This is a genomic window from Mycobacterium sp. IS-3022, assembly GCF_001500065.1.
Classification (GTDB): Bacteria; Actinomycetota; Actinomycetes; order Mycobacteriales; family Mycobacteriaceae; genus Mycobacterium.
Genome location: NZ_LQIN01000034.1, coordinates 166193 through 192533, shown reverse-complemented (window position 1 = coordinate 192533; position 26341 = coordinate 166193). Strand labels below are relative to the sequence as shown.

The following is a 26341-nucleotide window of genomic DNA, read 5'->3' as shown; positions in this document are numbered from 1 at the left end:
GCGGCCGTTACCAATTCGTCAGAATGAAATGGTTGAGCAGCAAGGCGCCCACTACGTTGACCGCCAGCCACCAACGGTGTGACCGGGGCGGCAGCAGCGCGCCCGCAGCGGTCAGCCAGATGGTGAACGGCAGCCAGATGCGTTCCGTCTCGGCCTTGCTCAGCATGGACAGGTCGGCGAACACGATCGCCAGCAGCGCCCCCGCGAGGAGCATGTGCAGGCCGGATCGACGTCGAATCGCGGCGATGTCGAACGCCCTGCCGATGCCGGCCACACTGCCCAGGCCGATCGCACACACCACGGAGGCCAGATTCGCCCAGACCCAGTACTGGAAGGGGCGGTCGTTGGCGATGCCCTGCCAATACCGTTCCTGCACCAGGTGATAGCCGTCGAACCACCAGAATCCCAGCAAGGCGAAAATTCCCACCACCACGAGGACGACGACGATCGCCGGCGCCGCCGCGCGCAGCGAGGCCGGCCGGTCCGCCGCGCACAGCAGCACCGCAAGCGCCGGCAGCACCATCAGGCCCAGCCCGTAGTTGAGGAAAATGCCCCAGCCCAGCAGCAGACCGGCGCCCACGGCCGCCAGCGCCGGCCAATGCGTCGTTCGCGCGACGGCCAGCGCCAGCAGCGCAATACCCCACGCCGCCACGCCCGCGAAGTAGCCGTCGGCCGACACCGCGATCCAGATCGCCGTCGGCGCCACGGCGACGAACGGCGCTGCCAACCGGGCGGTCTTCTCGTCGGCCAGCGCGCGCACCGCGACCACGATTGCGGCGGCGGCGCTGGAGCCGACCAGCAGGCACAGCAGAGCCGCCCACGCGCCGCCGCCCAACCCGATTCGGTCCAGCCAGACGAACGTCAGCAGCGCGCCCGGCGGATGCCCCGATACATGGGTTATCCACGAATCCGGTTGATAGTCAAGGATTCTGTCAGCGAAGGTGCGCAGCGCGTCCGGGATGTCGGTGACGGTGGGCACCTGTCGCAGGTACTCGTGCCGGGCGGTGAGTCGCCCGGCGAAGCCGCGCTGCCAGCCGTCGACCATCGCCAGCGAGAACGCCCACGCGCATGACGTGAGCCAGGTGATCCACGGGACCGCGCGCCACGGCAGCCGCTGCGCGAGCGACGGCCCCCACAGCACCGCCGCCGCGCCGATCAGAATCACCGGAAGCGTGCCCCACCCGACGTGTGCGTCCCACCACCCGAAGATCGGCGCGGTGTCGGCGTAGTCGTGGAGGCGCTTGGGCGTCGCGTTGATCAGCGGGGTGACGATGCCCAGACGCAGGTGCGGTACGACGAACGCCGCGACGACCAGCGCCACGCCGACGGCGACGGCCACCGCCTCCCTGCGTCCTGTCCGCATTCCGCCACCCTAATGACTGGTGATTTCGGTGTAGTTGGTTGCGCTCACCGCGAGTGTCTACACCCGAATCGCCGGGGCGTCAGTACAGGCGGCTGCGGGTGTTCTCCTCGCTGTAGTACTCGTCGAGTTCGGCCTGACTCCAGTCGTACCGAATCGCCTTGAGCAGCTGCGCAACGCTCGGCAGCGCCGACGGGTTCCAGGTCGTCGGATCCCATGCGTCCGAACGCAGAAACGCTTTGGCGCAGTGGAAGAACACCTCTTCGATCGCGACCTCCAGCGCCAGGATCGGTCGTTTTCCTTTCACGGCCAACGCATCGAAATAGTCCGCGTCGGAGAGGATTCTGCCCGTGCCGTTGATCCGAAGCGTGTCGCCGCGGCCCGGAATCAGGAACAGCGTGCCGACATGCGGGTTCTGCAGGACGTTGAGGTAGCCGTCGACACGTTTGTTGCCCGGCCGCTCGGGAATCGCGATCGTGGTGTCGTCGATGACGTGGACGAATCCGGGCGGATCACCCTTCGGCGACACGTCGACGCGGCCGCGGGCATCCGTCGTCGCGACGAAACCCAACGGCGTGTGCGCAAGCCAGTCCCGCTGGACCGGCGACAGCCTGTCCTGGACCTTGGTGGCGACATAGCGGTCCGGCTGCCCGACGATCGATCGCAACTGCTCGACGGTGCTGACTTCACGACGCATCGCTTCATCATGCTCGATCATGCTCGCCCACCATCGGATCGGGTTAGCTCCCCCGATCGCCGGGTAGCCGATCCGCGGAGGTGAGAGTGATGGCCCATCATGTCGACGTCGACCCCGCACTCTGGGAGGAGTTCCACCGGGTGGTCAACATGACCTCGCGGGAACTGATGGACTGGCTGCGCACACGGTCGGCCGGCGAGGACTCCGAGGAGATGCCGGACCAGGCCGGCACGCAGACCGGCCGCGCGGTGTTGGAGGTGCTGCAGAAGCGGCGCGGCGACCTGACCGACGAGGACGAACGCGTGATGCGCAAGGTGGTCGACCGTATCCACGCCGAACGCCGTGACGACCTCGAGCCCACCGCGGGACAGGAGAACTGGCGGCACCGGCTGATGACGATCGGCCATGATCCCCTCAAGCCCGCGCCGTGACCATCTAGTCCGAGGCGGAGTACCGGGCGGCGAGCGCTCGTCGGTCGATCTTGCCGATGCCGCGCCGCGGTAATTCGTCGACGACGTGAACCTCGCGGGGCGCCGCCGTGACGTCCAGCATCAACCCGACGTGCGCGCGGAGTTCTGCGAGCGTGGGCGCGTCGCAGCCGGGCGCGAGCACCACGGCCACGGCCACCCGCTGGCCCAGCCGCTCGTCGGGCACCCCGAACACCGCGCATTCGGCGACCGCCGGATGCCCGGCCACCGCGGTCTCGACGAGCTGCGGGATGACGGTCAGCCCGCCGCTGCTGATCGCGTCGTCCGCCCGGCCGAGCACGGTCAGCCGCCCCGACGCATCAAGGGCGCCAACGTCATTGGTGCGAAACCAGCCCGCCTCAGCGAACGGGTCGGGAGCCACCGGATTGCGGTAGCCCTTCGCGAGCGTCGGTCCGCCCAGGACGATCCGGCCTCGGTCTGATGTCGCCGACTGCGCGGCTTCGTCGACGATCCGGACCCGCACCCCGTTCAGCGGCACACCGTCGTACACGCACCCGCCGGCGGTCTCACTCATGCCGTACGTCCGCACCACCGAAATACCTGCTGCTACAGCCTTTTCAGCGAGTGGGGCGGGCATCGGCCCGCCACCGACCAGTACGGCGTCCAGGCCCGCCAAAGCGGCCGTCGCCGCCGAATCCTGCAGCGCCTTGTCGAGTTGCACGGCCACCAGTGAGGCATAGCGCCGCCCAGGTCCGAACGCCGTTATGGCCGAAACCAGTTCAGCCGCATCGAAACTCGGCGAGATCGCTACTGGCGTGGTCCCAGCGACGACGCTACGCACCAGCACCTGCAAGCCGGCGATGTGATGCGCCGACAGCGCGAGCAGCCATTGGCCCGGGCCGCCGAGCCGATGGTGCGTGGCCTCGGCGCTGGCGGTCAACGCCGCGGCGGTGAGCATCGCGCCCTTGGGGGTTCCGGTCGTGCCTGATGTCGAGACCACGACGGCGACGTCGTCGTCTACCTCGGCGCCGGCACGCAATGACGTTGACAGCAGCGATGATTCGCGCTCATCGTCGGCGGGCACCGGCAGGATGCTGGCGCGTCCGGCGAGCATCTCCTGCACCGTGGGCAGGAGCGACAGGGCGGCGGCACCCGAACCGACCGCGACCGGTGTCAGGACGGTTATGGGTCGTCCTCCGGATCGCGTGGGTCGTCGAGCGGCCAGCCCCGCACCGCCAGTCGCTGGCGCACCCGCTCGACATCCTCCGGCGTGGGCAGCGCGTCGATGATCGACGTGATCAGCACGCCGATGTCGGCGTCGTCGAACTCGCCCGTCCGCTTCAACTCCATCGCAACGGTCCTCACCTCGTCGTCGGTGAGCCGTCGCCGCAGCAGCGAGAACAGCGGCACCCGGTCCGGCCCGGGCACCCCCTCGGGATAACCCGCTGTGATCCACGCGACAATCCTGGCCAGAAACTTCGTCACTGTGCCCTCCCGCGTGTCGCATCGGGTTTACCCGCTGCCGATTGGATGATGCTAGTGCGAGCCCGAACAAGTCGAGTCCGACGCCGTCGGCAAACACCCGACCGCCGTCGGGTTAACAATCGATGAACAGATTGCCCAGGACGGCGAATTCCCTGCTCGACACGCCCCTCGAAAGTGGCCATGAATTAGGCGAAAGGGCCGCCGGGGCCGCAGAATTAGCGCCGTGAGCACCGAGCTGATCGTCCTCGTGCTGTTGATCGCGACCGCATTGGCATTCGACTTCACCAACGGCTTCCACGACACCGGCAATGCGATGGCGACGTCGATCGCCACCGGTGCCCTCAAGCCCAAGACCGCTGTGCTGTTGGCCGGTGTCCTCAACCTGGTCGGCGCGTTCCTGTCGGTGGAGGTCGCGGTCACGGTGACCACGTCGGTGCTCAACGTGCAGGACGGCAAGAGCGGCGCGCTGCTGCCGTCGATCGATGCCTCGACGGGTTTGACGATCATCTTCGCCGGGCTGATCGGCGGGATCCTGTGGAACCTGCTGACATGGTTGTTCGGCATCCCGTCGAGTTCGTCGCACGCGCTGTTCGGAGGGCTGATCGGCGCGGGCCTCGCCGCGCTCGGCGCCGCAGGCGTCAACTGGAGCGGCATCACGCAGAAGGTGCTCATCCCCGCGGTCGCCGCGCCGGTCATCGCCTGCCTGGTGGCCGCGTGCGGCACCTGGCTGGTGTACCGGATCACCCGCAAGGTGGCGGTGAGTCGCCGTCGCGAAGGTTTCCGCTGGGGTCAGATCGCGACCGCTTCGCTGGTCGCACTGTCGCACGGCACCAACGACGCGCAGAAGACGATGGGCGTCATCGCCCTCGCGCTCATCACCACCGGCCACCTCGGCGGCGACGTCAAGGAGAACGGCCTGCCGTTCTGGGTCATCTTCAGCTGTGCGGTCGCGATCGGTCTGGGCACCTATCTCGGTGGTTGGCGCGTCATCCGCACGTTGGGCAAGGGGCTTGTGGAGATCGACTCCCCGCAGGGCTTCGCAGCCGAAGCATCCTCGGCCGCAATCATTCTCAGCTCCAGCGCCGCCGGCATGGCGTTGTCGACCACCCACGTCGCCACCGGATCGATCCTCGGCAGCGGCGTCGGCAAGCCGGGCGCCGACGTCCGGTGGGCGGTGGCCGGGCGGATGGCCGTCGCCTGGTTGATCACGCTGCCCGCCGCGGGATTCGTTGGCGCGCTTTCATTCTGGCTGTCGCACGGGGTGAAGACGCTGACCGGGTCCGGCCTCGCCGGTGACGGCCTGATCTTCCTCGCGCTCGTTGGGCTCTCGTTCTACATGTGGTGGCGGGCCCAGCAGCAGAAGGTGGACCACAACAACGTCAACGCCGACTGGGACGACGCCACCAACTCCGTCGTCCCCGCCGAACTGCGCGAGACGCAGATCAAGACCGCGGCGACGGTGTAGCGGAGGAACTCGATGACTTATCTGGAGAGCATCCTCAAGGTACTGGTGGTGGGACTGGTGCTGGGGGCGGGCCTGCCCGCGCTGTTCGCGACGGGACTGGTGGCCTTCTCCGGCGGAGCGGGTGACGAGTCCGCCGACGGCACCGTGAGTGCACCCAACCCGGTCCGCAAGTACCTTGGCGTGGCGCTGTTCGTGTTCGTCGGGTGGGTGATCGTCACCGCGGTGCTGTGGATCACCCGGTCCACCATCATCCACCACACCGGTATCGACCTGTTCCCCTTCATGCCCGAGAAATGAACGGCGACACCATGACAGAGAACCTCAACGTGTTGGACAACGTGCTTTCGTGGCTGCGTCGCGGCTACCCGGACGGTGTGCCGCCGAAGGATTACTTCCCCCTGCTCGCACTGCTGAAGCGGTCGCTCACCGAAGACGAGGTCGTCAGCGCCGCGCAGACCGTGCTCAGGGGTGCCACCGCCGACACCGTGACCGAAGGCGAGATCCGCGACGCGATCCACCGGGTCACCGCCCAGGAGCCGAATCCTGAAGAGATGCACCAGGTTGCGTCACGGTTGGCGTCGGTCGGCTGGCCGTTGGCCACCCCGTCGCGCTGAAACCCTACTGCCGGGAGTCGCGACGCAGCGGGTGGGTCTCGGGCACCTGCACGAAGATCAGCAGGACACCGTCGGGATCGTTGACATGCATCTCGTGCAGTCCCCACGGCTCCTGTCGAGCTTCCCGCGTGATCGGCACGCCCCGACCCGAGAGCTCCTTCTCGGTGGCGTAGACGTCGCGGACCTGCAACCACATCGTGCCGCCCGCGCGCGGTCCGCCGTGGCCGGCGAGTTCGATCAGCGACTGCCCGGCGTAGAACACGGTGCCCGCACCGTAGTCGCGGGCGATGGCCAAGCCCAGCTCGTCGCGGTAGAACGCCAGCGACCGCTGATAGTCCGCCGGCCGAATCAGCATCCGGCTGGCCAGAATTTCCATGGCATCGTGTCTATCACGCCGGGTCAGCCGATCCGCCGCCCGACACCTTCCCAGTACGGTTCGCGCAGCGCGCGCTTGAGCACCTTTCCGCTCGGGGTGCGGGGCAGGCCCTCGGCGAACGACACCGACTTGGGCAGCTTGAACCCGGCGAGTCGGTCGCGCGCATAGGCGATCAGCTCCGACTCGGTGGGGCAGCCGCCCTCGGCGGGGACGACGATCGCCTTGACCGCCTCGCCCCATGTCGCGTCGGGAACGCCGATCACGGCGGCGTCAGCGACCGCCGGATGGGTCATCAGTACGTTCTCGACCTCGGCGGGATACACGTTCTCGCCACCCGAGACGATCATGTCCTTGACGCGGTCGTGCAGGAACACGTAACCCTCGCTGTCGAGGTAGCCGGCGTCACCGGTCTTGAGCCAGCCGTCGTCGGTGAGCGTGGCGGCCGTCGCGTCCGGATTGTTCCAGTAGCCGCGCATGTTCTGCCGCGAGCGGGTCCACAGCTCACCGACGGTGCCGACGGGCACGTCGCGGCCTTCGGGGTCGACGATGCGCACCTCGACCCACGGGAACGGCTTGCCGCACGACCGCAGCAGCTCGGGATCGTGGCGGTCGAGTTGGGTGATGGAGCCGGTGGTTTCGGTCTGCCCGTACACCTGCAGCAGGTCGCAGTCGAACCGCTCGAGCGCCTTGACCAGAACGTCGTCGGTGATCGGTGATGCCCCGTAGACGATCGCGCGCAGGCAGGTGAAATCCGTCCGCTCGACACCCGGGGTTTCGAGCAGCCGCTGGATCACGACGGGCACCAGCAGCATATTGGTAATGCCATGTCGACCAACGGCTTCGAGAATCGCGGGCGGGTCGACGTCGCGCAGCACGACGGTGCGCGCGCCCTCACCCAAACCGACCAGCGCCCAGCCCGAACCCGCCATGTGGAACATCGGCATCACGGCGAGGCTCACACTGTCGGTGTCGAAGCGCCACTTCTCGGCGATGCCGGTGGCCTTGCAGAAGTAGTTGTCGTTGGTCAGTATCACGCCCTTCGGCGCGCCGGTCGTTCCCGACGTGTACATCAGGAACGCGACGTCGTCGGGTTGCGTTGCGACGCAGGGGTCTTCGGCGGGGTGCTCGGCGAGCCAGGCGTCGAACTCCGGCCACCGAGGGTGCGCACCGACGGCGACGATGTCGGCCGCCAGCCGGTTTTCGATCGCCTCGACGTGGCCGAAGAACTCGGCGCCCACGACCACCACGCGGGCTCCGGCGTCGTCGATGATGTGGGCCATCTCGGCAGGCGCCAGCCGCCAGTTGACCGGCACGACGATCGCGCCGAGTTTGGACAGGGCGCAGACGACTTCGAAGAACTCGATGCCGTTCTTCTCGATGAACGCGACGCGGTCGCCGAACCCGACACCCGCCGCGCGGAACGCCTGCGCGCCCCGGTTGGACCGCGCGTCGAGGTCGGCGAACGTCACGGCTCGCTCACCGGCGATCAACGCGACCGCGTCGGGGCGTTCGGCGCCGTAGACACGCGCGATGTCGGCGACGGTCGCGATGTCGGGGTGTGGCATGTCAGGAGTTCGGTTGGACGCGTTGCCGTTTCATCACCATGTCGACGAATGCCGGCGCGAGGCTGTTCACGGCCTGGGCGGTGACGGCCATGCGAGGCGCGATGCGCACGGGTCGGGTGCGCGCGGCGGTGATCATCCAGTCGGCGGCCTCAGATGCGGTCAATCCGGCGACCCCGTCGTAGGCACGGGTGGGTGCGATCATCGGCGTGCGCACCAGCGGGTAGAACAACGTCGTCGAATGCACGCCGTCGCCGCTCCACTCCGTCTCGATGACGCGGCTCACCGCAGTCAGCGCCGCCTTGGACGCGTTGTACACCGCGAACAACGGCGACGACTCGGACAGCACACCCCACGTCGACACGTTGATGATGTGGCCGTTTCGCCGCTCACGCATCCCGGGCGCCAACCCGCGGATCAGCCGCAGCGGGGAGTAGTAGTTCAGCGCCATGGTGCGCTCGACGTCGTGCCAACGTTCCAGCGAGTCGGCCAGCGGCCGGCGGATCGAGCGCCCCGCGTTGTTGATCAGGATGTCCACCCCGCCGAGTTCCTCGGTGACCCTGGCGACGAGCTCGTCGACCGCGTCGAGGTCCGAGAGATCACAGGCATGCGCCCAGGCCTCTCCGCCGTTGTCGGTGATCCGGTCGACCAGCGCGTCGAGCAACTCCTGGCGACGCGCAGCCACCACCACGGTGGCGCCGCGGCGGGCGAACTTCTCCGCGGCGGCCTCACCGATACCGGATGACGCGCCGGTGAGCAGGATGCGCTTGCCCCGCAGGTCGACGACGTCGCGGCCGGGCTGGAACTGCAGCAGTTCGGGGACGATCGGCGGCCGCATGGTGGTCAGCAACAGTTGGTCGGCCAACCGCCGCAACGGGCTTTTGCTCACGGTCCGTGAGTCTAAAGGGTGATTTCGGTGTCCGAACCGTCGCATCTCGACTGTTCGAGCACCGAAATCGCCGCCTAGAAGTAGCGCGGGAAGGCGCTCCAGTCGGGGTCGCGCTTCTCCAGGAACGCGTCGCGGCCCTCGACCGCCTCGTCGGTCATGTAGGCCAACCGCGTCGCCTCCCCGGCGAACAACTGCTGGCCCACCAATCCATCGTCGGTGAGGTTGAACGCGTACTTCAGCATCCGGATCGCTTGCGGCGACTTGCCATTGATCGCCGCCGCCCATTGGAGCCCGACGTTTTCCAACTCGGCATGGTCGACGACCTCGTTGACCGCACCCATCGCGTACATCTGCTCAGCGGTATACGGCCTGCCGAGGAAGAAGACCTCACGGGCGAATTTCTGGCCGACCTGCTTGGCCAGATACGCGCTGCCGTACCCGCCGTCGAAGCTGCCGACGTCGGCGTCGGTCTGCTTGAACCGGGCATGTTCGCGGCTGGCCAACGTCAGATCACACGTCACGTGCAGGCTGTGCCCGCCGCCGGCGGCCCAGCCGTTGACCAGGCAGATCACCGGTTTGGGCATGAACCGGATCAGCCGCTGCACCTCGAGGATGTGCAGGCGTCCGGCGCGTGCCGGGTCGACGGTCTCGGCGGTGTCGCCCGACGCGTACTGGTAGCCGCTGCGGCCGCGGATGCGTTGGTCGCCGCCGGAGCAGAACGCCCAGCCGCCGTCCTTCGGCGACGGTCCGTTACCGGTCAGCAGGATGACGCCGACGTCCGACGACATCCGCGCGTGGTCGAGCACGCGGTACAACTCGTCGACGGTGTGCGGACGAAACGCGTTGCGCACCTCCGGCCGGTCGAACGCGACGCGCACCGTGGGCTGCTTCACACCGTCGACGACGTGGCGGTGGTACGTGATGTCGGTCAACCCGAAGCCGTCGACGGGTTGCCACAGAGATGGATCGAATGGGTTGGCGCTCACCGGATTACCTTATCCATGCGGAACACGGGACACCGACCGGCGAGCGCCTCGAACTCGTCGGGGTCGGGCCCGGTGACAAGTCCGGCGTTCTTGATGAAGTCGACGCCGGTGGGCACCTTGACCGGAAATTCCCGCAGCAGCGGTCGGGCCTCCTCGACGGGCATCTCCACCATCCGCACCCGTTCGCTGCGGCGGCCGATGTGCAACGTGGCCTCGCCGGCTGCCCGGACGTTGGCGGCCCAGTCGGAGCCGGGCACCCCACCGACCACATAGCGTTGTCCGTCGACGACCATCGGCGTGACCGGGGTCAACCGACGTTTGCCGGTTTTTCGGCCCGGAACGGACAGTACGACGGGTCCCTTCTCGCCGAGAATGCCCAGCTTCTGCAGGCCGATCATCACCTTGTTGACGTACTTCAGCCACCACGGCAACCGAATGTCGGACATAGCCGTGACGCTACGTGATCGGGTAGATGCGGAACACGGGCAGGCGGCCGGCCATGTCCTCGAGTTCGTCGGGGCTGCCGGACTTCAGGATGCCTGCGCGTTTCATCAGGTCGACACCGACGGGTACCTGGGCCGGGAACTCCCGCAGCACCGGCCGCGCCTCGGCTGGCTCCAGCTCGACGAGACGCACCCGCTCGGTGCGCCGGCCCGTCCCCAGCGTGACTCGCTTCGCCGCGCGCACGTTGCGCGCCCAGTCCGCACCGGGATAGGCATTGACGACGTAGCGGGTGCCGTCGATATCCATCGGCGTGACCGGCGTCGCGCGTGCGTTACCGGTCCTGCGCCCCGGCACCGTCAGCACAACGGGGGATTCGTGCCGCGAGATCGGCAACCCCAGGCGCAGCGCCACCATCAACAGCTTGTTGGCGTACTTGAGCCACCGCGGTACTGCCCCCCGATCGTCCATGCCGTAACGCTATTGCTCAGACCGCGACGCCGTGCTCGGACAGCGCGACCCGCAGGCCATCGGGCCGGTCGGCGGTCGGCAGCGGGTCGACGAGGCTAAACTCGCAGCCGACCGCGCGGGCGCCGCCGTCGGCCTCGTCGCTGTCACCGACCATGAGCGCGTCCGCCGCGGCCACGCCGAGCCGGGTCAGCGCCGTCTCGAAGATCGCCGCGTCCGGCTTGACGGCCCCCACCTCGTAGGACAGCACGAACTCGTCGACGAACTCGGCGGCAGCGATCGATGCGAACGCCGGCCGCACGTCGAAGGCGATGTTCGACACGACCGCGGTCTTGACACCACGCCGGTGCAGACCCTCGAGCACCTCGGCGGTGTCCGGATACGGCGTCCAGTTCAGCGGGTCGATCAGGATGCCGTACAGCGATTCGGCGTGATGGTCGGCCAGCCCGGACTCCCGCAGCACATGCAGGTAGGCCTCGCGATGCAGGTGCGGTGCGAGGTCGCGGTTGAGCCAGGCGTGATACGCGTCCGGGCCCATGTCGACGTGCTGGCCGGTCGGCGCGGTGAGCCTGCGCATCAGCTCGGCCTGCACGTGCCCGTCGACCTCGCGGTCGTCGACCGCCATGCCGTGAAACCAGCTCTCGTCCTCCTCGAGCCGGAACAACGTGCCGGAATAGTCGAACAGCACCGCGCGTATCTGGTTCACCCCGCCATGCTAACCGCGTATCCGAGCGGCTTTGTCCCGCAGCACTTCTCGTTCTCGGTCGTTGTCGGTCATGGCGGCGGCGCGGTCGAACTCGGCGGCGGCCTCGGCCCCGCGACCCAGGCGAACCAACAGTTCCCCGCGCACGCTCGGCAACAGGTATGACCCGTCCAGGCCGGTCAACCCGTCGACGATCGTCAGCGCGGCCTCGGGACCATCGGCCATCGCCACCGCCACCGCCCGGTTGAGTTGCACCACCGGCGACGGCGACACCTGGACCAGCCCGTCGTACAGCACGACGATGCGGCGCCAGTCGGTGTCGGCGGCGGTCGGGGCGGTGGCGTGGCACTCGGCGATCGCGGCCTGCAGCGCGTACGGCCCCCAGCCGGAGCCTTTGCGCTGCACCGCATTTGCGGCGCGTTCGAGGGCTGCGACGCCGCGCTGGATCTGCGCGCGGTCCCACTTTGCCCGGTTCTGGTCCTCGAGCAGGATCGGCCTGCCGTCGCTGTCGGTGCGGGCGGCGAACCGCGACGACTGGAACTCCATCAGCGAAACCAGGCCGTGCACCTCGGGTTCGTCGGGCACCAGCGCCGCTAGCACCCGCCCGAGACGCAGTGCCTCGCTGCAGAGTTCGTCGCGAATCCAGCGCTGCCCGAACGAAGCCGAGTAGCCCTCGTTGTAGATCAGGTAGACGACGCTGAGCACCGCCGACAGTCGTTGCGGATACTCCGAGCGATCCGGCACCTCGAACGGCACGTCGGCGGCCGCCAACGTCTTCTTCGCGCGGGTGATGCGCGCGGCGATCGTCGGGGTCGACGCGAGGAACGCGCGGGCGATCTCCTCGGTGGTGAGACCGCCGACCACCCGTAGCGTCAACGCGATCTGGCCTTCGCGCGACAGCACGGGGTGCGACGAGATGAAGATCAGCCGCAGCACGTCGTCGTCGATGCGGTCGGGATCCCAGGATTCGTCGACATGGGTTTCCAGCTCGCGCGCCATCGCCGCGTACTTGCCGTCGAGATTCTCCTGGCGGCGCCAGTGGTCGATCGCCTTGCGTTTGGCGACGGTCGTCAGCCAGGCGCCGGGGTTGCGGGGCACACCGGTCTTCGGCCACTGTTCGAGCGCGTCGACGAGCGCGTCGGCGGCGAGGTCCTCCGCGAGCCCAACGTCACCGACCGTGCGGGTCAGCGTCGCGACGATCTTGGCGGCCTCCATCCGCCACACCGCATCGACGGTCTGGTGGATATCCGACACCCACCTATTCTGCCGAACAGACGCAAAATGCTCCGACACGCCGAGGAAATGGAGCACTTTACGTCTGCTCGGGCAGGAGAGTGGGGAACCATGACCCACAGGTTGGTCACCGCGTACCGGGAAGGCCGCAAGGCGTTCCCGCACACGCTCGCCAACCCCTATGCGGGTCTGGGTGACCGGGCCGTCGCGCGGATGTGGCGGCTGGGCTGGCAGCGGGCCGCCGAGGAGCAACAGGGCATCCCCAGCGAACAGGAACGGCTTGCTCGGTTCGCCGCCGAGATCGATGCGCTCCTGGACTGACCGCCTCCAGGCGCTCGTGCAGCACCACCGTCGCGTCACCCTCTAGGCGCGACCGACCGTGTTTGTACACCGACACGCCGTGTCAGCCTGTACAAAAGCGGTCGCTCGCCGAACGCACCTCAGCCGACGGCGCGCTCGCTACCCTCCCAGAACTGCGCCCGCACCGCCTTCTTGTCGGGCTTGCCGAGCGCGGTCACCGGCACCGAGTCGACGACGATGACCTGCTTGGGCGACTGGACCGAGCCCTTACGCTCCTTGACCGCGGTCTGAATCTCGCCGGTCATGCGGGCCACCGCATCTTCGGAACGATCGGCGTCGGGCCGCAGTACGACCACGGCCGTCACGGCCTCGCCCCACTTCTCGTCGGGTGTGCCGATCACGCAGACCTGTGCGACCGAAGGATGTTCTGCCACAACGTCTTCCACCTCGCGTGGGAACACGTTGAAGCCGCCGGTGACGATCATGTCCTTGGTGCGGTCGACGATGTAGTAGAACCCGTCGGAGTCCTCACGGGCCAGGTCGCCGGTGTGCATCCAGCCGTCGCGGAACGTCTCGGCCGTCGCCTCCGGCTTGTTCCAGTAGCCGCCGGACACCAGCGGGCCGGACACACAGATCTCGCCGACCTCGCCCTGCGGCACCGGGTTTCCGTCGGAGTCGAGCAATGCCACCCGCGCGAACACCGTCGGCCGGCCGCACGACGTCAACCGCTGCTCGTCGTGATCGTCCTTGGCCAGATAGGTGATCACCATCGGCGCCTCGGACTGGCCGTAGTACTGCGCGAAGATCGGGCCGAACCGCCGGATCGCCTCCCGAAGCCGGACCGGGTTCATCGCCGATGCGCCGTAGTAGACCGTCTCGAGCGAGGACAGGTCGCGGGTGTGCGAGTCCGGGTGGTCCATCAGCGCGTAGATCATCGACGGCACCAGCATCGTCGCGGTGATCTTCTGCTCCTCGATCACCCGCAGTACCTCGGCCGGGTCGAACTTCGTCAGCACGACCAACTCGCCGCCCTTGATGATCGTCGGGACGAAGAACGCCGCGCCGGCGTGCGAAAGCGGCGTGCACATTAAGAATTTCGGTCGCTCCGGCCATTCCCACTCGGCGAGTTGGATCGTCGTCATCGTGGTGATCGACTGCACGGTGCCGATCACCCCTTTCGGCTTGCCGGTGGTGCCGCCGGTGTAGGCCATCCCGCCGATGTGATCGGGCGGCAGGTCCGCGGCCACCAACGGCTGCGGCGGGTACTTGGCGGCCTCGGCGGTCAGATCGACGGCCACGCCCGCGAGCGCCTCGGGAACCGGGCCGATCGTCAGGATCTGCTTGAGGTTGGGCACTTTCTCCAGCAGGCCCAGCGCCCGGTCGACGAACTGCGGCGTCGGATCGATGATCAGCGCCGAGACGCCCGCGTCGGTCAGCACGTATGCGTGATCGTCGAGAGAACCGAGAGGGTGTAGTGCCGTACGTCGGTATCCCTGGGTCTGCCCGGCGCCGATGATCATCAGCACCTCGGGCCGGTTCAGCGACAGCAGACCAGTGGCGCTGCCGGTACCCGCACCGAGCGCCTCGAACGCCTGAATGTACTGGCTGATGCGCTCGGCGAGCTGTCCACCGGTCAGCGTGGTGTCGCCGAGGAACAGCACAGGCTTGTCCTTGTTGCGCTTGAGCGCGCCGACGGTCAGGTGGCCGGAGTGGATGGGATGGCGCAGCAGGTCATCACTCATGGCCCTCAGACTAGAACGTGTTCCAATCTCAGTCAGCGGGTCCCCGGGAATTGCCTGGCTGCGCCGCTCAACGCTGGAACCGGCGGGCAGCACCATTGCACGAAACGCGAATCGAACGCGACTTTTCGCTCGTCCCAGCGTTCAGCGGATCGGCCGGGAAGAGTGTGTTTTCAGAAAAGCCGCACCTTCGGCTTAAGTTAATGTGCATACTCGTCGGAACTGAGGGGCGACTGTCGAGGTTTGCGGCTATGTGGCCGAGGCGGCAGCCGACGCTCGTATGGCGGAATTATTACGAATACGCTGCGGTGGCCAGCTGTCATAGTGAATGCTGCCGATAAGGGGTGTAGGGCATTAAGTGAATGGCTGTTCATCATGACGACACGGGGTGACGGGGTCGAGGTCATCGGCGCATGGGCCGGTGGCTACGTCAAGCGTCACCCCCTGGCTTCGCTCGCGACGGTCGGCGACCAGTTCGTGATCGGCGCGCGCACGCTGCAGTACCTGTTCATCGACCTGTTCACCGGACGTTTCCAATGGTGGGAGTTCGTCCGCCAGGCAGCGTTCATGGCGGGAACGGCGGTGCTGCCGACGGTCCTGGTGGCCTTGCCCATCGGCGTGACACTGTCGATTCAATTCGCACTGCTGGCCGGCCAGGTCGGCGCCACGTCACTGGCCGGCGCGGCCAGCGGTCTGGCGGTGATCCGCCAGGCCGCATCTTTGACCGCGGCGATCCTGATGGCAGCCGCAGTCGGCTCGGCGATCACCGCAGACCTCGGGTCCCGCAAGATGCGCGAGGAGACCGACGCGATGGAAGTCATGGGCGTGTCGGTGATTCGCCGCTTGGTGGTTCCCCGTTTCGCCGCAGCGATCATGATCGGCGTGGCGCTCACCGGCGTGGTGTGCTTTGTCGGCTTCCTCGCCAGCTACCTGTTCAACGTGTATTTCCAGAACGGAGCTCCGGGCAGCTTCGTCGCGACGTTCGCGTCGTTCACGACGACCGGCGACATGATCGTGGCATTGGTGAAGGCGGTCGTCTTCGGCGCCATCGTCGCGGTGGTGTCGTGCCAGAAGGGACTGTCTACTCAGGGCGGTCCGACCGGGGTCGCCAACTCGGTCAATGCCGCCGTGGTCGAGTCCATTCTGATCCTCATGGTCGTCAACGTCGCGATCAGCCAGCTCTACATCATGCTGTTTCCCCGGGTTGGTCTGTGACATGGCGTCGACGTTCGTACCGCCGCTGCTCGCGCCCTTCGTCCGTCTCTACGGGAAGGTCGTGCCGCCGATCGGGCAGCTCGGCCACATGCTGGTGTTCTTCGTCCGGGCTGTCGTCGCGGTCCCCGTTGCGCTACACCACTACCGCAAAGAGTTCGTCCGACTGCTGTCCGACATCGCTTGGGGCAATGGCTCTTTGGTGGTGGGCGGCGGTACCGCAGGCGTGGCCATCGTTCTCGGCGTCACCGTCGGTGCGCTCGTCGGCATCGAAGGATACAACTTCCTCGATCTGCTGGGCCTGGGCCCGGCGACGGGAATCATCTCGTCGCTGGTGAACACCCGCGAGCTCGCCCCGATCGCCTTGTCGTTGGCGTTCGCCACGCAGGCCGGCTGCCGATTCACCGCGCAGCTGGGATCCATGCGCATCTCCGAAGAAATCGACGCCTTGGATTCATTGGCGATACGTCCCATCCCCTATCTGGTGACCACCCGGTTGATGGCCTCGGTGATCGCGGTCATTCCGCTCTACGTCGTCTGTCTGGCGGTCAGCTATCTGACGACGCAGGTTGTCGTGCAAGTCATCAGCGGTGGTGCGACCGGCTCGTATCTGCATTACTTCACGCTGATGCTGTCGGGTCAAGACATCTTGTACTCGCTGCTCAAGGCGATTGTCTTCGTCTGGATCGCCACGACGATCCAGTGCTACTACGGCTTCTATGCCAGCGGTGGCCCCGAGGGCGTCGGGGTTGCGGCCGGACACGCCATGCGGGCGAGTATCACCGTGGTGATCATCGTCAACATGGTGCTCACCATGGCGCTGTGGAACGTGGACGCCGGCGCGAGGTTTGGGGGGTAGGTGGCGAATTCCTTTGACCTGGACGGGCGCGGCCCAACCGATCGCCAGTTGATCGGCGCCGGGATCGTCGTTGTTCTTGTGGCAGCGCTGATTACGGCGACCCTTTTGGTGAAGGCGACAGGACGCCTGGATCCCTTCGTCCGCGTGGTCGCGAATCTGGTCAACGTGGGCGACGGACTGCCGCAACGCTCCGACGTGAAATACCACGGCGTCTTGGTCGGTGCCGTCGACAGTGTCACCCCGGCCGCGCACGGAAACCCCAACTACGTCCACATCAACCTCAAACCCGAATACGCACCGTCGATTCCGAACAATGTGACGGCCCGGGTGGTGCCCAGCAACGTGTTTGCGGTGTCCTCGGTGCAACTCGTAGACCCCGGCGGCGGGCCGCCGAACGGCGTGAGGCCTGGGCCGGCGATCCAGGCGGGTGCGCACATTCCGGAGGACACCGAGCTACCGACGGTGTTGTTCCAGACCACGATCAGCAAGCTCCGCGACATCCTGGCCGCGACCGGTCGGGGTCGCGAAGACAAAACCGTCGGCATCCTGGCCGCGGTCAACGAGGCCACCGAGGATCGCCGTACCCAACTGCTGGCCGCCGGCGCCCAATTGGACCGGCTCATCAATGAGGTCGATGCGATCGTGGCCACCGAGCCGGACTCGACGACGGTGTCGGCGCTCACCGATGCGGCCGTGGGGCTGCAGCAGACCACACCTGAGTTGTTCGCCGCGCTGCAGAAGGCGGTGCGGCCGATGCAGGTCCTGGTCGAACAGCGGGCCCAGCTCGACGCTCTGGTCAGCGGTGGTGTCCACACCATGAATACCACCCACACCGCCCTGAACAACCACACCGACCGAATGGTCAAGATCACCTCGGAGCTGACTCCGGTGGTCGCCAACCTGGCCGATACCTCGCACCACTGGGTGCCGGCCTTCGTCAAGCTGAATCAGCTCTCGGACAAGTTCTTCGACGAGGTGTGGATGCATGACCGCGACATCAGCAACATGCGCGTGAACCTGTCGTTCACACCGAGCTACACCTATACCCGTGCCGACTGCCCGCAGTACGGCGAACTCAAGGGCCCGAGCTGTTTCACCGCGCCGTTGGTTCCGGTCCGGCCTCCGTTGCCGGATACGTTGTTACCACAGAACTTCCAGCCGCCGAAGGACCTGGCGCCGCCGCCCGGCACGGTCCTGGGGGAGAACGGCAACCTGGTCGCCGTCGGACCGCCGCTGGTGAACCCGTACCCCAACCTGGCCGATCCGAATCCACCTCTGCCGCCGGGAGTTTCGCCCTCACCACCGGTACCCGGGTCGGCCAACCCGGCGCTTGAACCGACGCCACCGCCGCCGGTGAACCAGTCCCCGCCGGCACCGGTCGCGCCCAAACCATGGGATTCGCCACCGCCCGCCGGTCCCCAGCAGGCCGAGGCTGCACCGGCTCCTGCTGGATTGCCGGCTCAGCCGGCAACATTCGGTGGCAATGTGGGACCCGTTGGTAGCCAACAGGAACGCGACCAACTCTCCGTCATCACCGGCCAGCCGGCCACCACGGCGACGCAGCTGCTGCTCGGGCCCGTGGCCCGCGGCACGACCGTCTCGCCTGACCAGGAGGCGCGATGAGGTACCGCGGCGCACTGATCGGCCTGTCCCTGTTCATGGTGGTCGCCGTGACGCTGACCTGGCTGGTGTACGTCACGCTGCGTCGAGACGTCGTCGGCCGGACCGTGCCCTACGCCGCGATGATCACCGACGTGTTCGGCCTGCGGGAGGGCGATGACGTCCGGATGGCCGGCGTCCGCGTCGGCCGGATCGAAAAGATCGAGCTGGCAGGCGATCTCGCCAAAGTGTCGTTCGTCGTGCAGGACGACCAGCAGGTGCTCGGCACCACCGTCGCCTCGGTGACCTACCAGAACATCGTCGGCCAGCGATATCTCGGTCTGTCGCTGGGCAATCTCGGTGACCCGGGGCCGCTGCAGCCCGGCAGCGTCATCCCCGTCGAGCGCACCGATCCGTCGTTCGATGTCGGCCGGCTGCTCAACGGGTACGAGCCGCTGTTCAGTGTGCTCGATCCCAAGCACGCCGACAACCTGACCAAGGGTGTCATCCAATCGCTGCAGGGCGACAAGGGGTCCATCACCGCCCTGGTGGACCAGACCAGCCAACTCACCGAGTCGTTCGCCGGTCAGGACGAGCAACTCGGTGAGGTGATCACCGACCTGAACGTCGTGGTCGCCAACCTCGCGCGGCACAACGACGACCTCGATCACATCATCGGCGAAGCCCGCACGGTGGTGTCGACCTTCGACGCGCGGCGTCCCGAATTGGTGGAGTCGATGAGTTCGATCGCGAAGGTGGTGCGGCAACTGTCGACGATCTCGGATGAGGTGTACCCGTCGCTGAAGGAAATGGTCACCCGCGAACCGGGATTCGCGGCGCACATGGTCGGTCTGGAGAACCAGCTGGCGTTCACCGGCGCCAACCTCCCGTTGCTACTGAAGGGCTTCGCGCGCATCACCAGCGAAGGCGCGTTCGCCAACGCTTACGCATGCGACCTGAACATCCAAGGATTCTTCCCCGGCCTCAACGACGTGGTGCCGATCATCGTGGACGCCGCCACTCCAGGCAACAAGGCTCGTTACACCCCGAAGTGCAGGAACATGGCCAATGGCTGATCAGACGATGGCGCGGCGCCGCCGCCCACTGGAGAACCGCAACAAAACCTGGATGGGTGTCGTTGCCGTCCTGGTGGTTTCGTTGCTCGTCGGAACGCTGCTGTTGTTCAAGGTGGCCAACTTCGGCTACCGGCAGTACACGGCGCACTTTTTGCAGGCCGCCGCGTTGCAAGTCGGTAACCCGGTCACCGTTGCCGGCATCCCGGTGGGCGAGGTATTGAGCATGGACCTCGCCGGTGACTACGTCGAAGCCAGGCTCAAGGTACGCAATGACGTGGTACTGGGCGAGGATTCGCGGGCGTCGATCAAGATCACCACGATCCTCGGCTCGCGGTATCTCGCGCTGATTCCCGATGGTGCGGGCTCGTTGCCGAACGACACCTTCGACCTGACCCACACCGAGGTCCCCTACGATCTGCAGGAAGCCCTGGCCGACGTCACCAGAACCTACGAGCAGGTCGACTCGGACAAGTTCGCCGAGACGCTGTCCGTCCTGGGCGAGCAGCTGAAGACGCTGCCGCCGGTGGTGCCCCAGGCCCTGGAGAACACCCACACGCTGTCGACGATCATCGCCGAACGTCGCGACCAACTGGGCGAACTGCTGAAAACCACTGAGCTGGTCAGTAATACGCTGCGCCGTCAGCAGTCCACCATCGGCAGCCTGGTGAATCAAGGCAACTCGTTGCTCGGCGAGTTCGTCGAGTCGCGTGCGACGTTTCACGCGATGATGGATGCGCTCACCAACCTCGTCGAAACATTGAGCGGCGTCGTCATCGAGGACCGGCCGGAACTCGAGGAACTGCTGCGCAATCTGCGTGAGCTGTCCACTCTGCTCGCCCGCGACGGCGATGGCTTCCTGCGCAGCATGCTGCAGTCCGCGCCGATCGCGGTGCGCAACCTGGCCAACGCCACCGGAAGCGGCAATGCAGCTGGGTTCAACGCGACCAACGGCCTGCTGGTCGATTCGTGGATGTGCGCCATCAGCGGCCGCGCCAAGCAATTCTCCATGATCGAGTACTTCCAGGACTGCAAATGAGGCTGACGAACACCAAGCTGCTGATTGCCGGTGCGATCGCTCTGGTCGTGGGTGTGGCGCTGGCCACCGTCGCGGTCGTCTACACCAAGGACCAACTCGACACCATGACCGTGACCGCCCAATTCGACAGCGCCGCAGGACTATACGAGGGCAACACCGTCGCGGTGCTCGGGATGCCGGTCGGCGAGGTCACCAAGATCACCCCCAAGGGCGGCTACGTCGAGGTCGACTTCACCGTGGACAACGATGTCAAGGTTCCCGCAGACGCCCAGGCGGTGACGATCTCCAACTCGATTCTCACCGACCGGCAGATCGAACTGACGCCGCCCTACTCGGGCAGCGGTCCGATCCTTCAGAATCACGCGACCATCGGCCTGAATCGCACACAGACTCCGGTCGAATTCGCCCGGGTGCTCGACGTTCTCGACAAGCTCTCGGTCTCTCTGAAGGGCGACGGAAAGGGTAACGGCCCGATCGCCGATGTGGTCAACGCCAGCGCCACGATCGCAGACGGCAACGGCCAACAAATGAAGGACGCGCTCGGTGAGCTGTCGAATGCCTTGCGGCTCAGCGCCGATCGCGGCACGGTGACCAGGAATCAGCTGACCACCATCGTCCGGAACTTGAGTTCGTTGTCGGAGGCGGCGGCCAGGAATGACGAGACGTTGCGGGAATTCGGCTCGTCGGTGCGGGCGCTCAGTCAGATCCTGGCCGATGAGAACCTCGGCAGCGGTACCACGGGCAAGAAGATCAACGAGGTTTTGACCAACACCCGTGAGGTGCTCGAGATCCATCGCGACACCATCAAAAACCTCGTCGCCAACGGCGACATCGTGCTGAACACCGCTGTCGATCACGAACGCGAACTCAAGGAATTCCTCGACGTGGCGCCGATGACACTGGACAACCTGTACAACATCGTCGATCAGAAGAACGGCGCCTTGCGGGTCAAGGTGCTCACCGACCGGGTGTTGTTCGACAACCAGTTCATCAAAGAGGTGTGCAACGTGATGGGGCTGCGGCAACTGGGCTGTAGCACCGGGACGTTGCAGGATTTCGGGCCGGACTTCGGGCTGACGCACATGCTGGACGGACTCGCGGCGATGGGGCAGAAATGAGGTACGCGATCCGCAGGTCGTGGCCGATAGCACTCGCGACGGCGGCGTGCCTGGCCCTTTCCGGCTGTGGCACCGGCGGTTTGGCCAGCCTTCCGCTGCCAGCACCAGGCGTTGGGACCGGCGGCTATCGGCTGACGGCGGTGTTCTCCAACGCGCTGAACCTGCCCGCCAACGCCAAGGTGAAGCTGGCCGGTGCCGATGTCGGCCAGATGGAGTCGATGCAGGCGCGCAACTACACGGCGGTGACCACCTTGCGCATCATGGACGGGGTTCGGTTGCCTCAGGGAAGCACCGCCGAATTGCGTTCCGCGACACCGCTTGGCGATGTTTTCGTCGCGATCAAGCCGCCGTCTCCCGCCGATCCGAACGCGCCGCTGCTGTCCGACGGCGACACGATCCCGTTGGACCACACGACAGCGGCCGCGACGGTGGAATCGGTGCTCAGTTCGGCGGCGGTATTGGTGAACGGCGGTGCGGTGCGCAACTTCACCAACATCATCAACGGACTGGGCAAGGCGACCGGCGATCAGGGCGAGGCGTTCGGCAATCTCATCCGCAAGACCAACGGCACCCTGGGCACGCTGAACGCCCGGTCCGGGCAGATCTCGAACGCGATCACCGAAACCTCCCGGCTCGTCGAGGCCATTGAAGCCAAGAACGAGACCATCAGCGAGGTGATGGCCGAAGCCCGGCCGGCCACCGACACGCTGGCGGCGCACACCACCCAGATCGCCGACCTCGTCGAGCAGATCGGTGATGTGTCGGTCCAGGCGCGCAAGTTCCCGTCGATCGCCGGCACCGACACCAGCGGCCGCAGCGTCATCGCCGACGCCAACACTGTCGCCGGGGCGTGGAACGACGTCGTGCTGACTCCCGACGCGACGCTCTATGCGCTCAACCGGCTGATGCCCCCATTCGTCAAGTCGATGACCGGCAACGCGCTCGCGACCAACGCGAGCATCGACCGGTTGATCCTCGGACACATACCCGATATCGGCTTCGCCGGAGACCCGGGGTTCCACGGTCCCAAGTGGCACAACTGGTTTCACCTTGTGGGCTCGTTCAAGTACACGTTGTACCGGCTGCAGGAGAAGATCGTCGGTAAAGGTCCCGGCGTGCCGCAGGTTCCGGTGATCCCCAGCCCGACCGGGCCGGGGCAAGTGGAGATCGCAGGGCCACCGCAGGCCCCACCGACTCCGCCGGCGCCGCTGCCCGTCGCGCCGCCGGCGACCGATATCCCGCTGCCGGCACTCGGGCCGGTGGCGGGGCCACCGCTGCCACCGTCGTCCGCACCCGCGCCGCTGCCGGCGCCCGCGCCGCTGCCCGCGGAGGCGCCCCGATGATCTCGACACCTGCCGACCGGCTGGTCGACCTGGTTCGGTTCGGCCACCGCCGCCGCGCCTGGTTGTCGGCGGCCGGGCTGGTCATGGTCCTGGTGGTGGCGACCGGATATCTGCTGTTCGGTGCGTTGCGGGTGAATCCGTTCGCCTCGCAGTATCAACTCACCGTCCAACTGCCCGAGTCGGCCGGTCTGCTGCCCAATCAGGACGTCACGATGCGTGGCGTGCCGATCGGCCGGGTGGACCGGCTCGACATCACCCCGGCCGGGGTGAACGCGGTGGTCAACGTCAAATCGACGATGAAGATCCCGGAGTCCAGCGATGTCCGGGTGTCGGGCCTCTCGCCGGCCGGTGAGCAGTACATCGACTTCGTGCCGGAGTCCGACCGAGGTCCGTTCCTGGCCGACGGCGCCGTCATCGGCCAGGGTAGGGCGACGGTGCCGGTCAGCCTGGCCGAGCTGCTGGCCGACGCGGACGGGGCGTTGGCGCAGACCGATACCGAGAAACTCGAGCTGATCAGGCGAGAGCTGAGCCTGTCGGAGGCCGGCCCGCAGAAGCTGGAGGACATCGTCGAAGGCGGCACGTTCCTGCTGTCCACGATGGATTCGGTGTTGCCGGAAACGAGCAGCCTGCTGCGGACCAGCCGGGTGGTGTTCACGTTGGCCGCCGACAAGAACGCCGGAATCGCAGTCGCCTCAGACAATCTGCAGCACAGCTTCGTCGGCATCAACAAGATGCGCGAAGGCTATCGCCGGCTCACCAACCAGGGTCCGGATGCGCTGACCGCAGTCGACAACCTGTTCATCGACAACTCCGACACCATGGTGCAACTGCTGGGCAACCTGACCACTACCTCCCGGCTGCTGTACCTGCGGGTGCCGGCACTCAATGCGCTGTTTCCGGACTACCGAACCTCGCTGCTCGACGCGCTGGGCACCGCGATGCACGACAACGGGCTGTGGGCCACCGGCGACATCTACCCGCGGTATCACTGCGACTACGGAACGCCGCGCCTGCCACCGTCGAATGCGGACTACCCGGAACCGTTCATGTACACCTACTGCCGCGACGATCACCCCGGGGTGCTGGTCCGCGGAGCCAAGAACGCGCCACGACCGGCCGACGACGACACCGCGGGTCCTCCGCCCGGTGCCGATCTCGGCCGGCAGACGGATCCAACCCCGAAGGGCCGGTTCACCATTCCCACCCCCTACGGTGGGCCGACCTTGCCGATCGAGCCACCGCGCTAGGAGATGAAGATGTCAATTACTTCCGACTCCCTTACCAACGACGACACCGACATGAAGTCCGACGGTGACGGCGACACACCTGAGGCAACGCCGGATTCAACGCCGGACCCGGCGCCCGATGCAGCTCCCGAAGCCGCCTCGGGAGGTGACGACCAGACACCCGACGACCCGACGTCCGCCACGAACGGCGAACCGAACTGGCCGCGCCGCGTCCGGCTCGCTGCACTGGCCATCCTGGTCGTCGGTGTGCTGGCCGGCTCGGGCTTCATGGGCTGGCAGTTGTGGCAGCAGCGGCAGGTGGCACAAGCCGGCGATGCCGCCCAGCAAGCGGCGGTCGAGTACGCGCAAGTGCTGACCAGCATCGACTCGAACAAGGTCGACGAGAACTTCGCGGCCGTGCTCGACGGCGCGACCGGCGAGTTCAAGGACATGTACTCGAAGTCCAGCACCGAGTTGCGCCAGTTGCTGATCGACAACAAGGCCTCCGCGCACGGAGTGGTGCTGGAGTCGGCAGTGCAATCTGCCACCACCGACAAGGCGGTGGTGTTGCTGTTCGTCGATCAGGCGGTGCAAAACGCCAGCGTCCCGGATCCGCGCATCGACCGCAGCCGGATCAAGATGACCATGGAGTACGTCGACGGCCGTTGGCGCGCAAGTAAAGTCGAGCTGCCGTAACCATGCGCCCGCGGAATCTGGGTACTGCGATAGCCGTGGTGGCTGCCGTCGTAATCGCCGCCGCACCACCCGCGTCGGCGTCAGCCTCGGCGTTCTGCGGTGAGTTGGGCGGCCAGTGGGACGGACAGTTCTGCAGCACGTCGGTGGAGTCGGAGCGAAAAGCGGTCCGCAACATCAAGATGGCGTTGCCCGGCGACTTGGTGGAAAACCCCGTCATCCGGGAGTACCTGACCGACCTGATGAACAACTGGCGCACCGCCGCCAAAATGATGGTCCACGACAGCTTCGGCGAGCAGCACTTCCAGACCTTCCGGCATGGCGACGCGACGACGGCCGTTTTCCACGAGATGTACTCGGGCACGGTCGGTACCGACGCCCTCGCACACCCGAACGCGCCCATCATCAGCGACGCCTACCGCACCTTCACCTTCGCCGACGGGCAACAGCTGCAACTGGCCGACCTGTTCAAACCGGGCGTCGACCACCGGGCCGAGATCCCGCGCCTGGGTGCGCCGTTCATCGTCGCAGCACTCGACGCCGCACCGCCGCCGCACCAGCCCGGCACCTATCCGTTCACCCCGGACCGCTGGACCCCGGACAAGGTGTACTCCGGCGGCTACCGGGCCTGGGCGCTCACGCCGGATGAGCTGATCCTCTACATGCCCGACTATCCGGTCGGCCGCGACACCCCGTCGGACTACACGATCGGCCGCATGCAGTGGGCGATGGACGGTGGCACTGTGCAAGCCCATATCCCGCTCGCGGCGTTGGCGCCGGTCCTGCGTCCCGAATTCGGCGGAGCATAGCGATGTTTCGAGCATTCGCCGTGCTACTGACGGCGCTGTTGGTGTTCGCACCGGTGAGCCGGGCCGAACCCGCCGCCCCGACGTTGCCGGTGTTCGTTCCGTACCCGTCGAATTGGTCACCCGACTACACCGTGTTTCCGTACAACCTTTGGCAGGTGCGGGCCACGCCGGAGCAGATTACGGCACAACGTGACTCGTGTCAGTGGTTCAATGCCCAGTACGACGAACTCATGACCCAGGTGTACGGCTTTCAGCACTTCCTTGGCGATAAGGGCGACGACTGGTCGACACCGGGTGTGACAGAAGCCGGCGATGTCGTCGCCGCCAACCTCGACCAGTCCGCGGCCTTCCTCGATCCTCGCGCGCACACCCTGTTCATCGTCAACTACCCGGACCAGAGCGAGTATTCGCCTCTCTTCCACGGGGATTCGATCTACCGGCTCTGGTACCAGTTCACCCAGATCAGCGACAAGATCAAACAGCGGCTGCCGTCAGGACAGATCAACGCGAACATTGCAACCGCCAACGTCTATGGCCGGGCAATCCGCGATTCCGGAGTGTGCGCTGGGGCGTGAAACCGGTTGTCTTGCCGTACCCCCTCGATACGATTGCGCCATCAGACTT

The 26341-nt window shown here is 66.6% G+C and carries 29 protein-coding genes; 16 read left to right on the top strand and 13 right to left on the bottom strand.

The features are described from left to right. Window positions 1-7 precede the first annotated feature (7 nt). Together AU188_RS18100 and AU188_RS18095 are read right to left on the bottom strand one after the other, a co-directional pair. Window positions 8-1363 (bottom strand): hypothetical protein, encoded by a 1356-nt coding sequence (locus tag AU188_RS18100; RefSeq protein ID WP_059164993.1) that lies wholly within the window; start codon window positions 1361-1363, stop codon window positions 8-10. Window positions 1364-1442: 79 nt separating this feature from the next. Next, a complete protein-coding gene (locus tag AU188_RS18095) occupies window positions 1443-2057 on the bottom strand; it encodes a pyridoxamine 5'-phosphate oxidase family protein (protein ID WP_059165037.1) in 615 nt (204 codons plus the stop codon). Window positions 2058-2146: 89 nt separating this feature from the next. On the opposite strand from AU188_RS18095, the gene AU188_RS18090 reads away from it, so the two are divergent. Beyond that, complete coding sequence (locus AU188_RS18090) at window positions 2147-2488, top strand: DUF3140 domain-containing protein (protein WP_059099484.1); 342 nt, start codon at window positions 2147-2149, stop codon at window positions 2486-2488. A 4-nt stretch (window positions 2489-2492) separates the two neighbouring features. Here the strand turns inward: AU188_RS18090 and menE are convergent, their stop codons facing one another. Beyond that, the gene (gene menE, locus AU188_RS18085; protein WP_286137554.1) at window positions 2493-3626 is read right to left on the bottom strand and encodes an o-succinylbenzoate--CoA ligase; all 1134 of its coding nucleotides are present in this window, start codon (window positions 3624-3626) and stop codon (window positions 2493-2495) included. 41 nt (window positions 3627-3667) lie between these two features. Continuing rightward, a complete protein-coding gene (locus AU188_RS18080; RefSeq protein ID WP_059099483.1) occupies window positions 3668-3970 on the bottom strand; it encodes a DUF3349 domain-containing protein in 303 nt (100 codons plus the stop codon). 223 nt (window positions 3971-4193) lie between these two features. Between AU188_RS18080 and AU188_RS18075 the strand changes: the two genes are divergently transcribed. From AU188_RS18075 to AU188_RS18065, 3 genes are read left to right on the top strand one after another with little or no spacing between them, the layout of a single operon-like run. After that, on the top strand, window positions 4194-5435 hold the full coding sequence (locus tag AU188_RS18075) for an inorganic phosphate transporter (protein WP_059164994.1): 1242 nt from the start codon (window positions 4194-4196) through the stop codon (window positions 5433-5435). Window positions 5436-5447: 12 nt separating this feature from the next. Next, window positions 5448-5732 carry a hypothetical protein gene (locus tag AU188_RS18070; RefSeq protein ID WP_059164995.1) on the top strand — a complete coding sequence of 95 codons (285 nt, stop codon included), beginning with the start codon at window positions 5448-5450 and terminating at the stop codon, window positions 5730-5732. An 11-nt stretch (window positions 5733-5743) separates the two neighbouring features. Then, window positions 5744-6049, top strand: coding sequence for a DUF3349 domain-containing protein (locus AU188_RS18065; protein WP_059165039.1), 306 nt, complete (start codon window positions 5744-5746; stop codon window positions 6047-6049). Between the two features lie 4 nt (window positions 6050-6053). On the opposite strand, the gene AU188_RS18060 is transcribed toward AU188_RS18065, so the two are convergent. The 8 genes from AU188_RS18060 to AU188_RS18025 all read right to left on the bottom strand — a co-directional run bounded on the left by AU188_RS18060 (window position 6054) and on the right by AU188_RS18025 (window position 12689). Further along, window positions 6054-6425, bottom strand: a complete 372-nt coding sequence (locus AU188_RS18060; protein WP_059164996.1) for a VOC family protein — start codon at window positions 6423-6425, stop codon at window positions 6054-6056. A gap of 23 nt (window positions 6426-6448) precedes the next feature. Continuing rightward, complete coding sequence (locus AU188_RS18055) at window positions 6449-7990, bottom strand: long-chain-fatty-acid--CoA ligase (RefSeq protein WP_059164997.1); 1542 nt, start codon at window positions 7988-7990, stop codon at window positions 6449-6451. A gap of 1 nt (window position 7991) precedes the next feature. After that, the gene (locus AU188_RS18050) at window positions 7992-8876 is read right to left on the bottom strand and encodes an SDR family oxidoreductase (protein WP_059164998.1); all 885 of its coding nucleotides are present in this window, start codon (window positions 8874-8876) and stop codon (window positions 7992-7994) included. 74 nt (window positions 8877-8950) lie between these two features. Continuing rightward, the gene (locus AU188_RS18045) at window positions 8951-9862 is read right to left on the bottom strand and encodes a 1,4-dihydroxy-2-naphthoyl-CoA synthase (protein ID WP_059164999.1); all 912 of its coding nucleotides are present in this window, start codon (window positions 9860-9862) and stop codon (window positions 8951-8953) included. Continuing rightward, on the bottom strand, window positions 9859-10308 hold the full coding sequence (locus AU188_RS18040) for a nitroreductase/quinone reductase family protein (protein ID WP_059165000.1): 450 nt from the start codon (window positions 10306-10308) through the stop codon (window positions 9859-9861). The genes AU188_RS18045 and AU188_RS18040 overlap by 4 nt, the downstream gene beginning before the upstream one ends. Window positions 10309-10318: 10 nt before the next feature. Continuing rightward, entirely contained in the window at window positions 10319-10774 is a 456-nt protein-coding gene (locus AU188_RS18035; protein WP_059165001.1) for a nitroreductase/quinone reductase family protein, read from the bottom strand. A 16-nt stretch (window positions 10775-10790) separates the two neighbouring features. Continuing rightward, window positions 10791-11477: an HAD family hydrolase gene (locus AU188_RS18030; RefSeq protein WP_059165002.1), complete on the bottom strand. Its 687-nt coding sequence runs from the start codon at window positions 11475-11477 to the stop codon at window positions 10791-10793. 9 nt (window positions 11478-11486) lie between these two features. Next, window positions 11487-12689, bottom strand: coding sequence for an RNA polymerase sigma factor (locus tag AU188_RS18025; RefSeq protein ID WP_059165015.1), 1203 nt, complete (start codon window positions 12687-12689; stop codon window positions 11487-11489). Window positions 12690-12818: 129 nt separating this feature from the next. On the opposite strand from AU188_RS18025, the gene AU188_RS18020 reads away from it, so the two are divergent. Continuing rightward, a complete protein-coding gene (locus AU188_RS18020) occupies window positions 12819-13028 on the top strand; it encodes a ribosome modulation factor (RefSeq protein WP_059099472.1) in 210 nt (69 codons plus the stop codon). Window positions 13029-13147: 119 nt separating this feature from the next. Here the strand turns inward: AU188_RS18020 and fadD8 are convergent, their stop codons facing one another. Continuing rightward, complete coding sequence (fadD8, locus tag AU188_RS18015; protein ID WP_059165003.1) at window positions 13148-14749, bottom strand: fatty-acid--CoA ligase FadD8; 1602 nt, start codon at window positions 14747-14749, stop codon at window positions 13148-13150. 372 nt (window positions 14750-15121) lie between these two features. Here fadD8 and AU188_RS18010 point away from each other — a divergent pair, with 372 nt between their 5' ends. From AU188_RS18010 to AU188_RS17960, 11 genes are read left to right on the top strand one after another with little or no spacing between them, the layout of a single operon-like run. Further along, window positions 15122-15961, top strand: coding sequence for an MlaE family ABC transporter permease (locus AU188_RS18010; protein ID WP_059165004.1), 840 nt, complete (start codon window positions 15122-15124; stop codon window positions 15959-15961). A 1-nt stretch (window position 15962) separates the two neighbouring features. Next, a complete protein-coding gene (locus AU188_RS18005; RefSeq protein WP_059165005.1) occupies window positions 15963-16817 on the top strand; it encodes an ABC transporter permease in 855 nt (284 codons plus the stop codon). Then, entirely contained in the window at window positions 16818-18440 is a 1623-nt protein-coding gene (locus tag AU188_RS18000; protein WP_059165006.1) for an MlaD family protein, read from the top strand. It begins immediately after the preceding gene. Next, window positions 18437-19492: an MCE family protein gene (locus tag AU188_RS17995; protein ID WP_059165007.1), complete on the top strand. Its 1056-nt coding sequence runs from the start codon at window positions 18437-18439 to the stop codon at window positions 19490-19492. The genes AU188_RS18000 and AU188_RS17995 overlap by 4 nt, the downstream gene beginning before the upstream one ends. Beyond that, window positions 19485-20528 (top strand): MCE family protein, encoded by a 1044-nt coding sequence (locus tag AU188_RS17990; RefSeq protein WP_059165008.1) that lies wholly within the window; start codon window positions 19485-19487, stop codon window positions 20526-20528. Before AU188_RS17995 ends, AU188_RS17990 begins: the two co-directional genes overlap by 8 nt. Further along, a complete protein-coding gene (locus AU188_RS17985; RefSeq protein WP_059165009.1) occupies window positions 20525-21646 on the top strand; it encodes an MCE family protein in 1122 nt (373 codons plus the stop codon). Before AU188_RS17990 ends, AU188_RS17985 begins: the two co-directional genes overlap by 4 nt. Next, a complete protein-coding gene (locus tag AU188_RS17980; protein WP_059165010.1) occupies window positions 21643-22989 on the top strand; it encodes an MCE family protein in 1347 nt (448 codons plus the stop codon). Before AU188_RS17985 ends, AU188_RS17980 begins: the two co-directional genes overlap by 4 nt. Further along, on the top strand, window positions 22986-24236 hold the full coding sequence (locus AU188_RS17975) for an MlaD family protein (protein ID WP_059165011.1): 1251 nt from the start codon (window positions 22986-22988) through the stop codon (window positions 24234-24236). Before AU188_RS17980 ends, AU188_RS17975 begins: the two co-directional genes overlap by 4 nt. A gap of 9 nt (window positions 24237-24245) precedes the next feature. Continuing rightward, window positions 24246-24911, top strand: coding sequence for an Rv1363c family protein (locus AU188_RS17970; protein WP_059165040.1), 666 nt, complete (start codon window positions 24246-24248; stop codon window positions 24909-24911). 2 nt (window positions 24912-24913) lie between these two features. Beyond that, window positions 24914-25717, top strand: a complete 804-nt coding sequence (locus tag AU188_RS17965; protein ID WP_059165012.1) for a mannan-binding protein — start codon at window positions 24914-24916, stop codon at window positions 25715-25717. A gap of 2 nt (window positions 25718-25719) precedes the next feature. Continuing rightward, window positions 25720-26292, top strand: coding sequence for a hypothetical protein (locus AU188_RS17960; RefSeq protein ID WP_059165013.1), 573 nt, complete (start codon window positions 25720-25722; stop codon window positions 26290-26292). The last annotated feature ends 49 nt before the right edge of the window (window positions 26293-26341 follow it).

Excerpts from the sequence above, each read along its gene's own strand:
- AU188_RS17965 (WP_059165012.1), top strand. The coding sequence starts at position 24,914 with ATGCGCCCGCGGAATCTGGGTACTGCGATAGCCGTGGTGGCTGCCGTC.
- AU188_RS18065 (WP_059165039.1), top strand. The coding sequence starts at position 5,744 with ATGACAGAGAACCTCAACGTGTTGGACAACGTGCTTTCGTGGCTGCGT.
- AU188_RS18020 (WP_059099472.1), top strand. The coding sequence starts at position 12,819 with ATGACCCACAGGTTGGTCACCGCGTACCGGGAAGGCCGCAAGGCGTTC.
- AU188_RS17970 (WP_059165040.1), top strand. The coding sequence starts at position 24,246 with ATGTCAATTACTTCCGACTCCCTTACCAACGACGACACCGACATGAAG.
- AU188_RS17985 (WP_059165009.1), top strand. The coding sequence starts at position 20,525 with ATGAGGCTGACGAACACCAAGCTGCTGATTGCCGGTGCGATCGCTCTG.
- AU188_RS17995 (WP_059165007.1), top strand. The coding sequence starts at position 18,437 with ATGAGGTACCGCGGCGCACTGATCGGCCTGTCCCTGTTCATGGTGGTC.
- AU188_RS17960 (WP_059165013.1), top strand. The coding sequence starts at position 25,720 with ATGTTTCGAGCATTCGCCGTGCTACTGACGGCGCTGTTGGTGTTCGCA.
- AU188_RS18035 (WP_059165001.1), bottom strand. The coding sequence starts at position 10,774 with ATGGACGATCGGGGGGCAGTACCGCGGTGGCTCAAGTACGCCAACAAG.
- AU188_RS18055 (WP_059164997.1), bottom strand. The coding sequence starts at position 7,990 with ATGCCACACCCCGACATCGCGACCGTCGCCGACATCGCGCGTGTCTAC.
- AU188_RS17990 (WP_059165008.1), top strand. The coding sequence starts at position 19,485 with ATGGCTGATCAGACGATGGCGCGGCGCCGCCGCCCACTGGAGAACCGC.
- AU188_RS18070 (WP_059164995.1), top strand. The coding sequence starts at position 5,448 with ATGACTTATCTGGAGAGCATCCTCAAGGTACTGGTGGTGGGACTGGTG.
- AU188_RS18010 (WP_059165004.1), top strand. The coding sequence starts at position 15,122 with ATGACGACACGGGGTGACGGGGTCGAGGTCATCGGCGCATGGGCCGGT.
- AU188_RS17980 (WP_059165010.1), top strand. The coding sequence starts at position 21,643 with ATGAGGTACGCGATCCGCAGGTCGTGGCCGATAGCACTCGCGACGGCG.
- fadD8 (WP_059165003.1), bottom strand. The coding sequence starts at position 14,749 with ATGAGTGATGACCTGCTGCGCCATCCCATCCACTCCGGCCACCTGACC.
- AU188_RS18040 (WP_059165000.1), bottom strand. The coding sequence starts at position 10,308 with ATGTCCGACATTCGGTTGCCGTGGTGGCTGAAGTACGTCAACAAGGTG.
- AU188_RS18095 (WP_059165037.1), bottom strand. The coding sequence starts at position 2,057 with ATGCGTCGTGAAGTCAGCACCGTCGAGCAGTTGCGATCGATCGTCGGG.
- AU188_RS18060 (WP_059164996.1), bottom strand. The coding sequence starts at position 6,425 with ATGGAAATTCTGGCCAGCCGGATGCTGATTCGGCCGGCGGACTATCAG.
- AU188_RS18100 (WP_059164993.1), bottom strand. The coding sequence starts at position 1,363 with ATGCGGACAGGACGCAGGGAGGCGGTGGCCGTCGCCGTCGGCGTGGCG.
- AU188_RS18090 (WP_059099484.1), top strand. The coding sequence starts at position 2,147 with ATGGCCCATCATGTCGACGTCGACCCCGCACTCTGGGAGGAGTTCCAC.
- AU188_RS18005 (WP_059165005.1), top strand. The coding sequence starts at position 15,963 with ATGGCGTCGACGTTCGTACCGCCGCTGCTCGCGCCCTTCGTCCGTCTC.
- AU188_RS17975 (WP_059165011.1), top strand. The coding sequence starts at position 22,986 with ATGATCTCGACACCTGCCGACCGGCTGGTCGACCTGGTTCGGTTCGGC.
- AU188_RS18025 (WP_059165015.1), bottom strand. The coding sequence starts at position 12,689 with ATGGAGGCCGCCAAGATCGTCGCGACGCTGACCCGCACGGTCGGTGAC.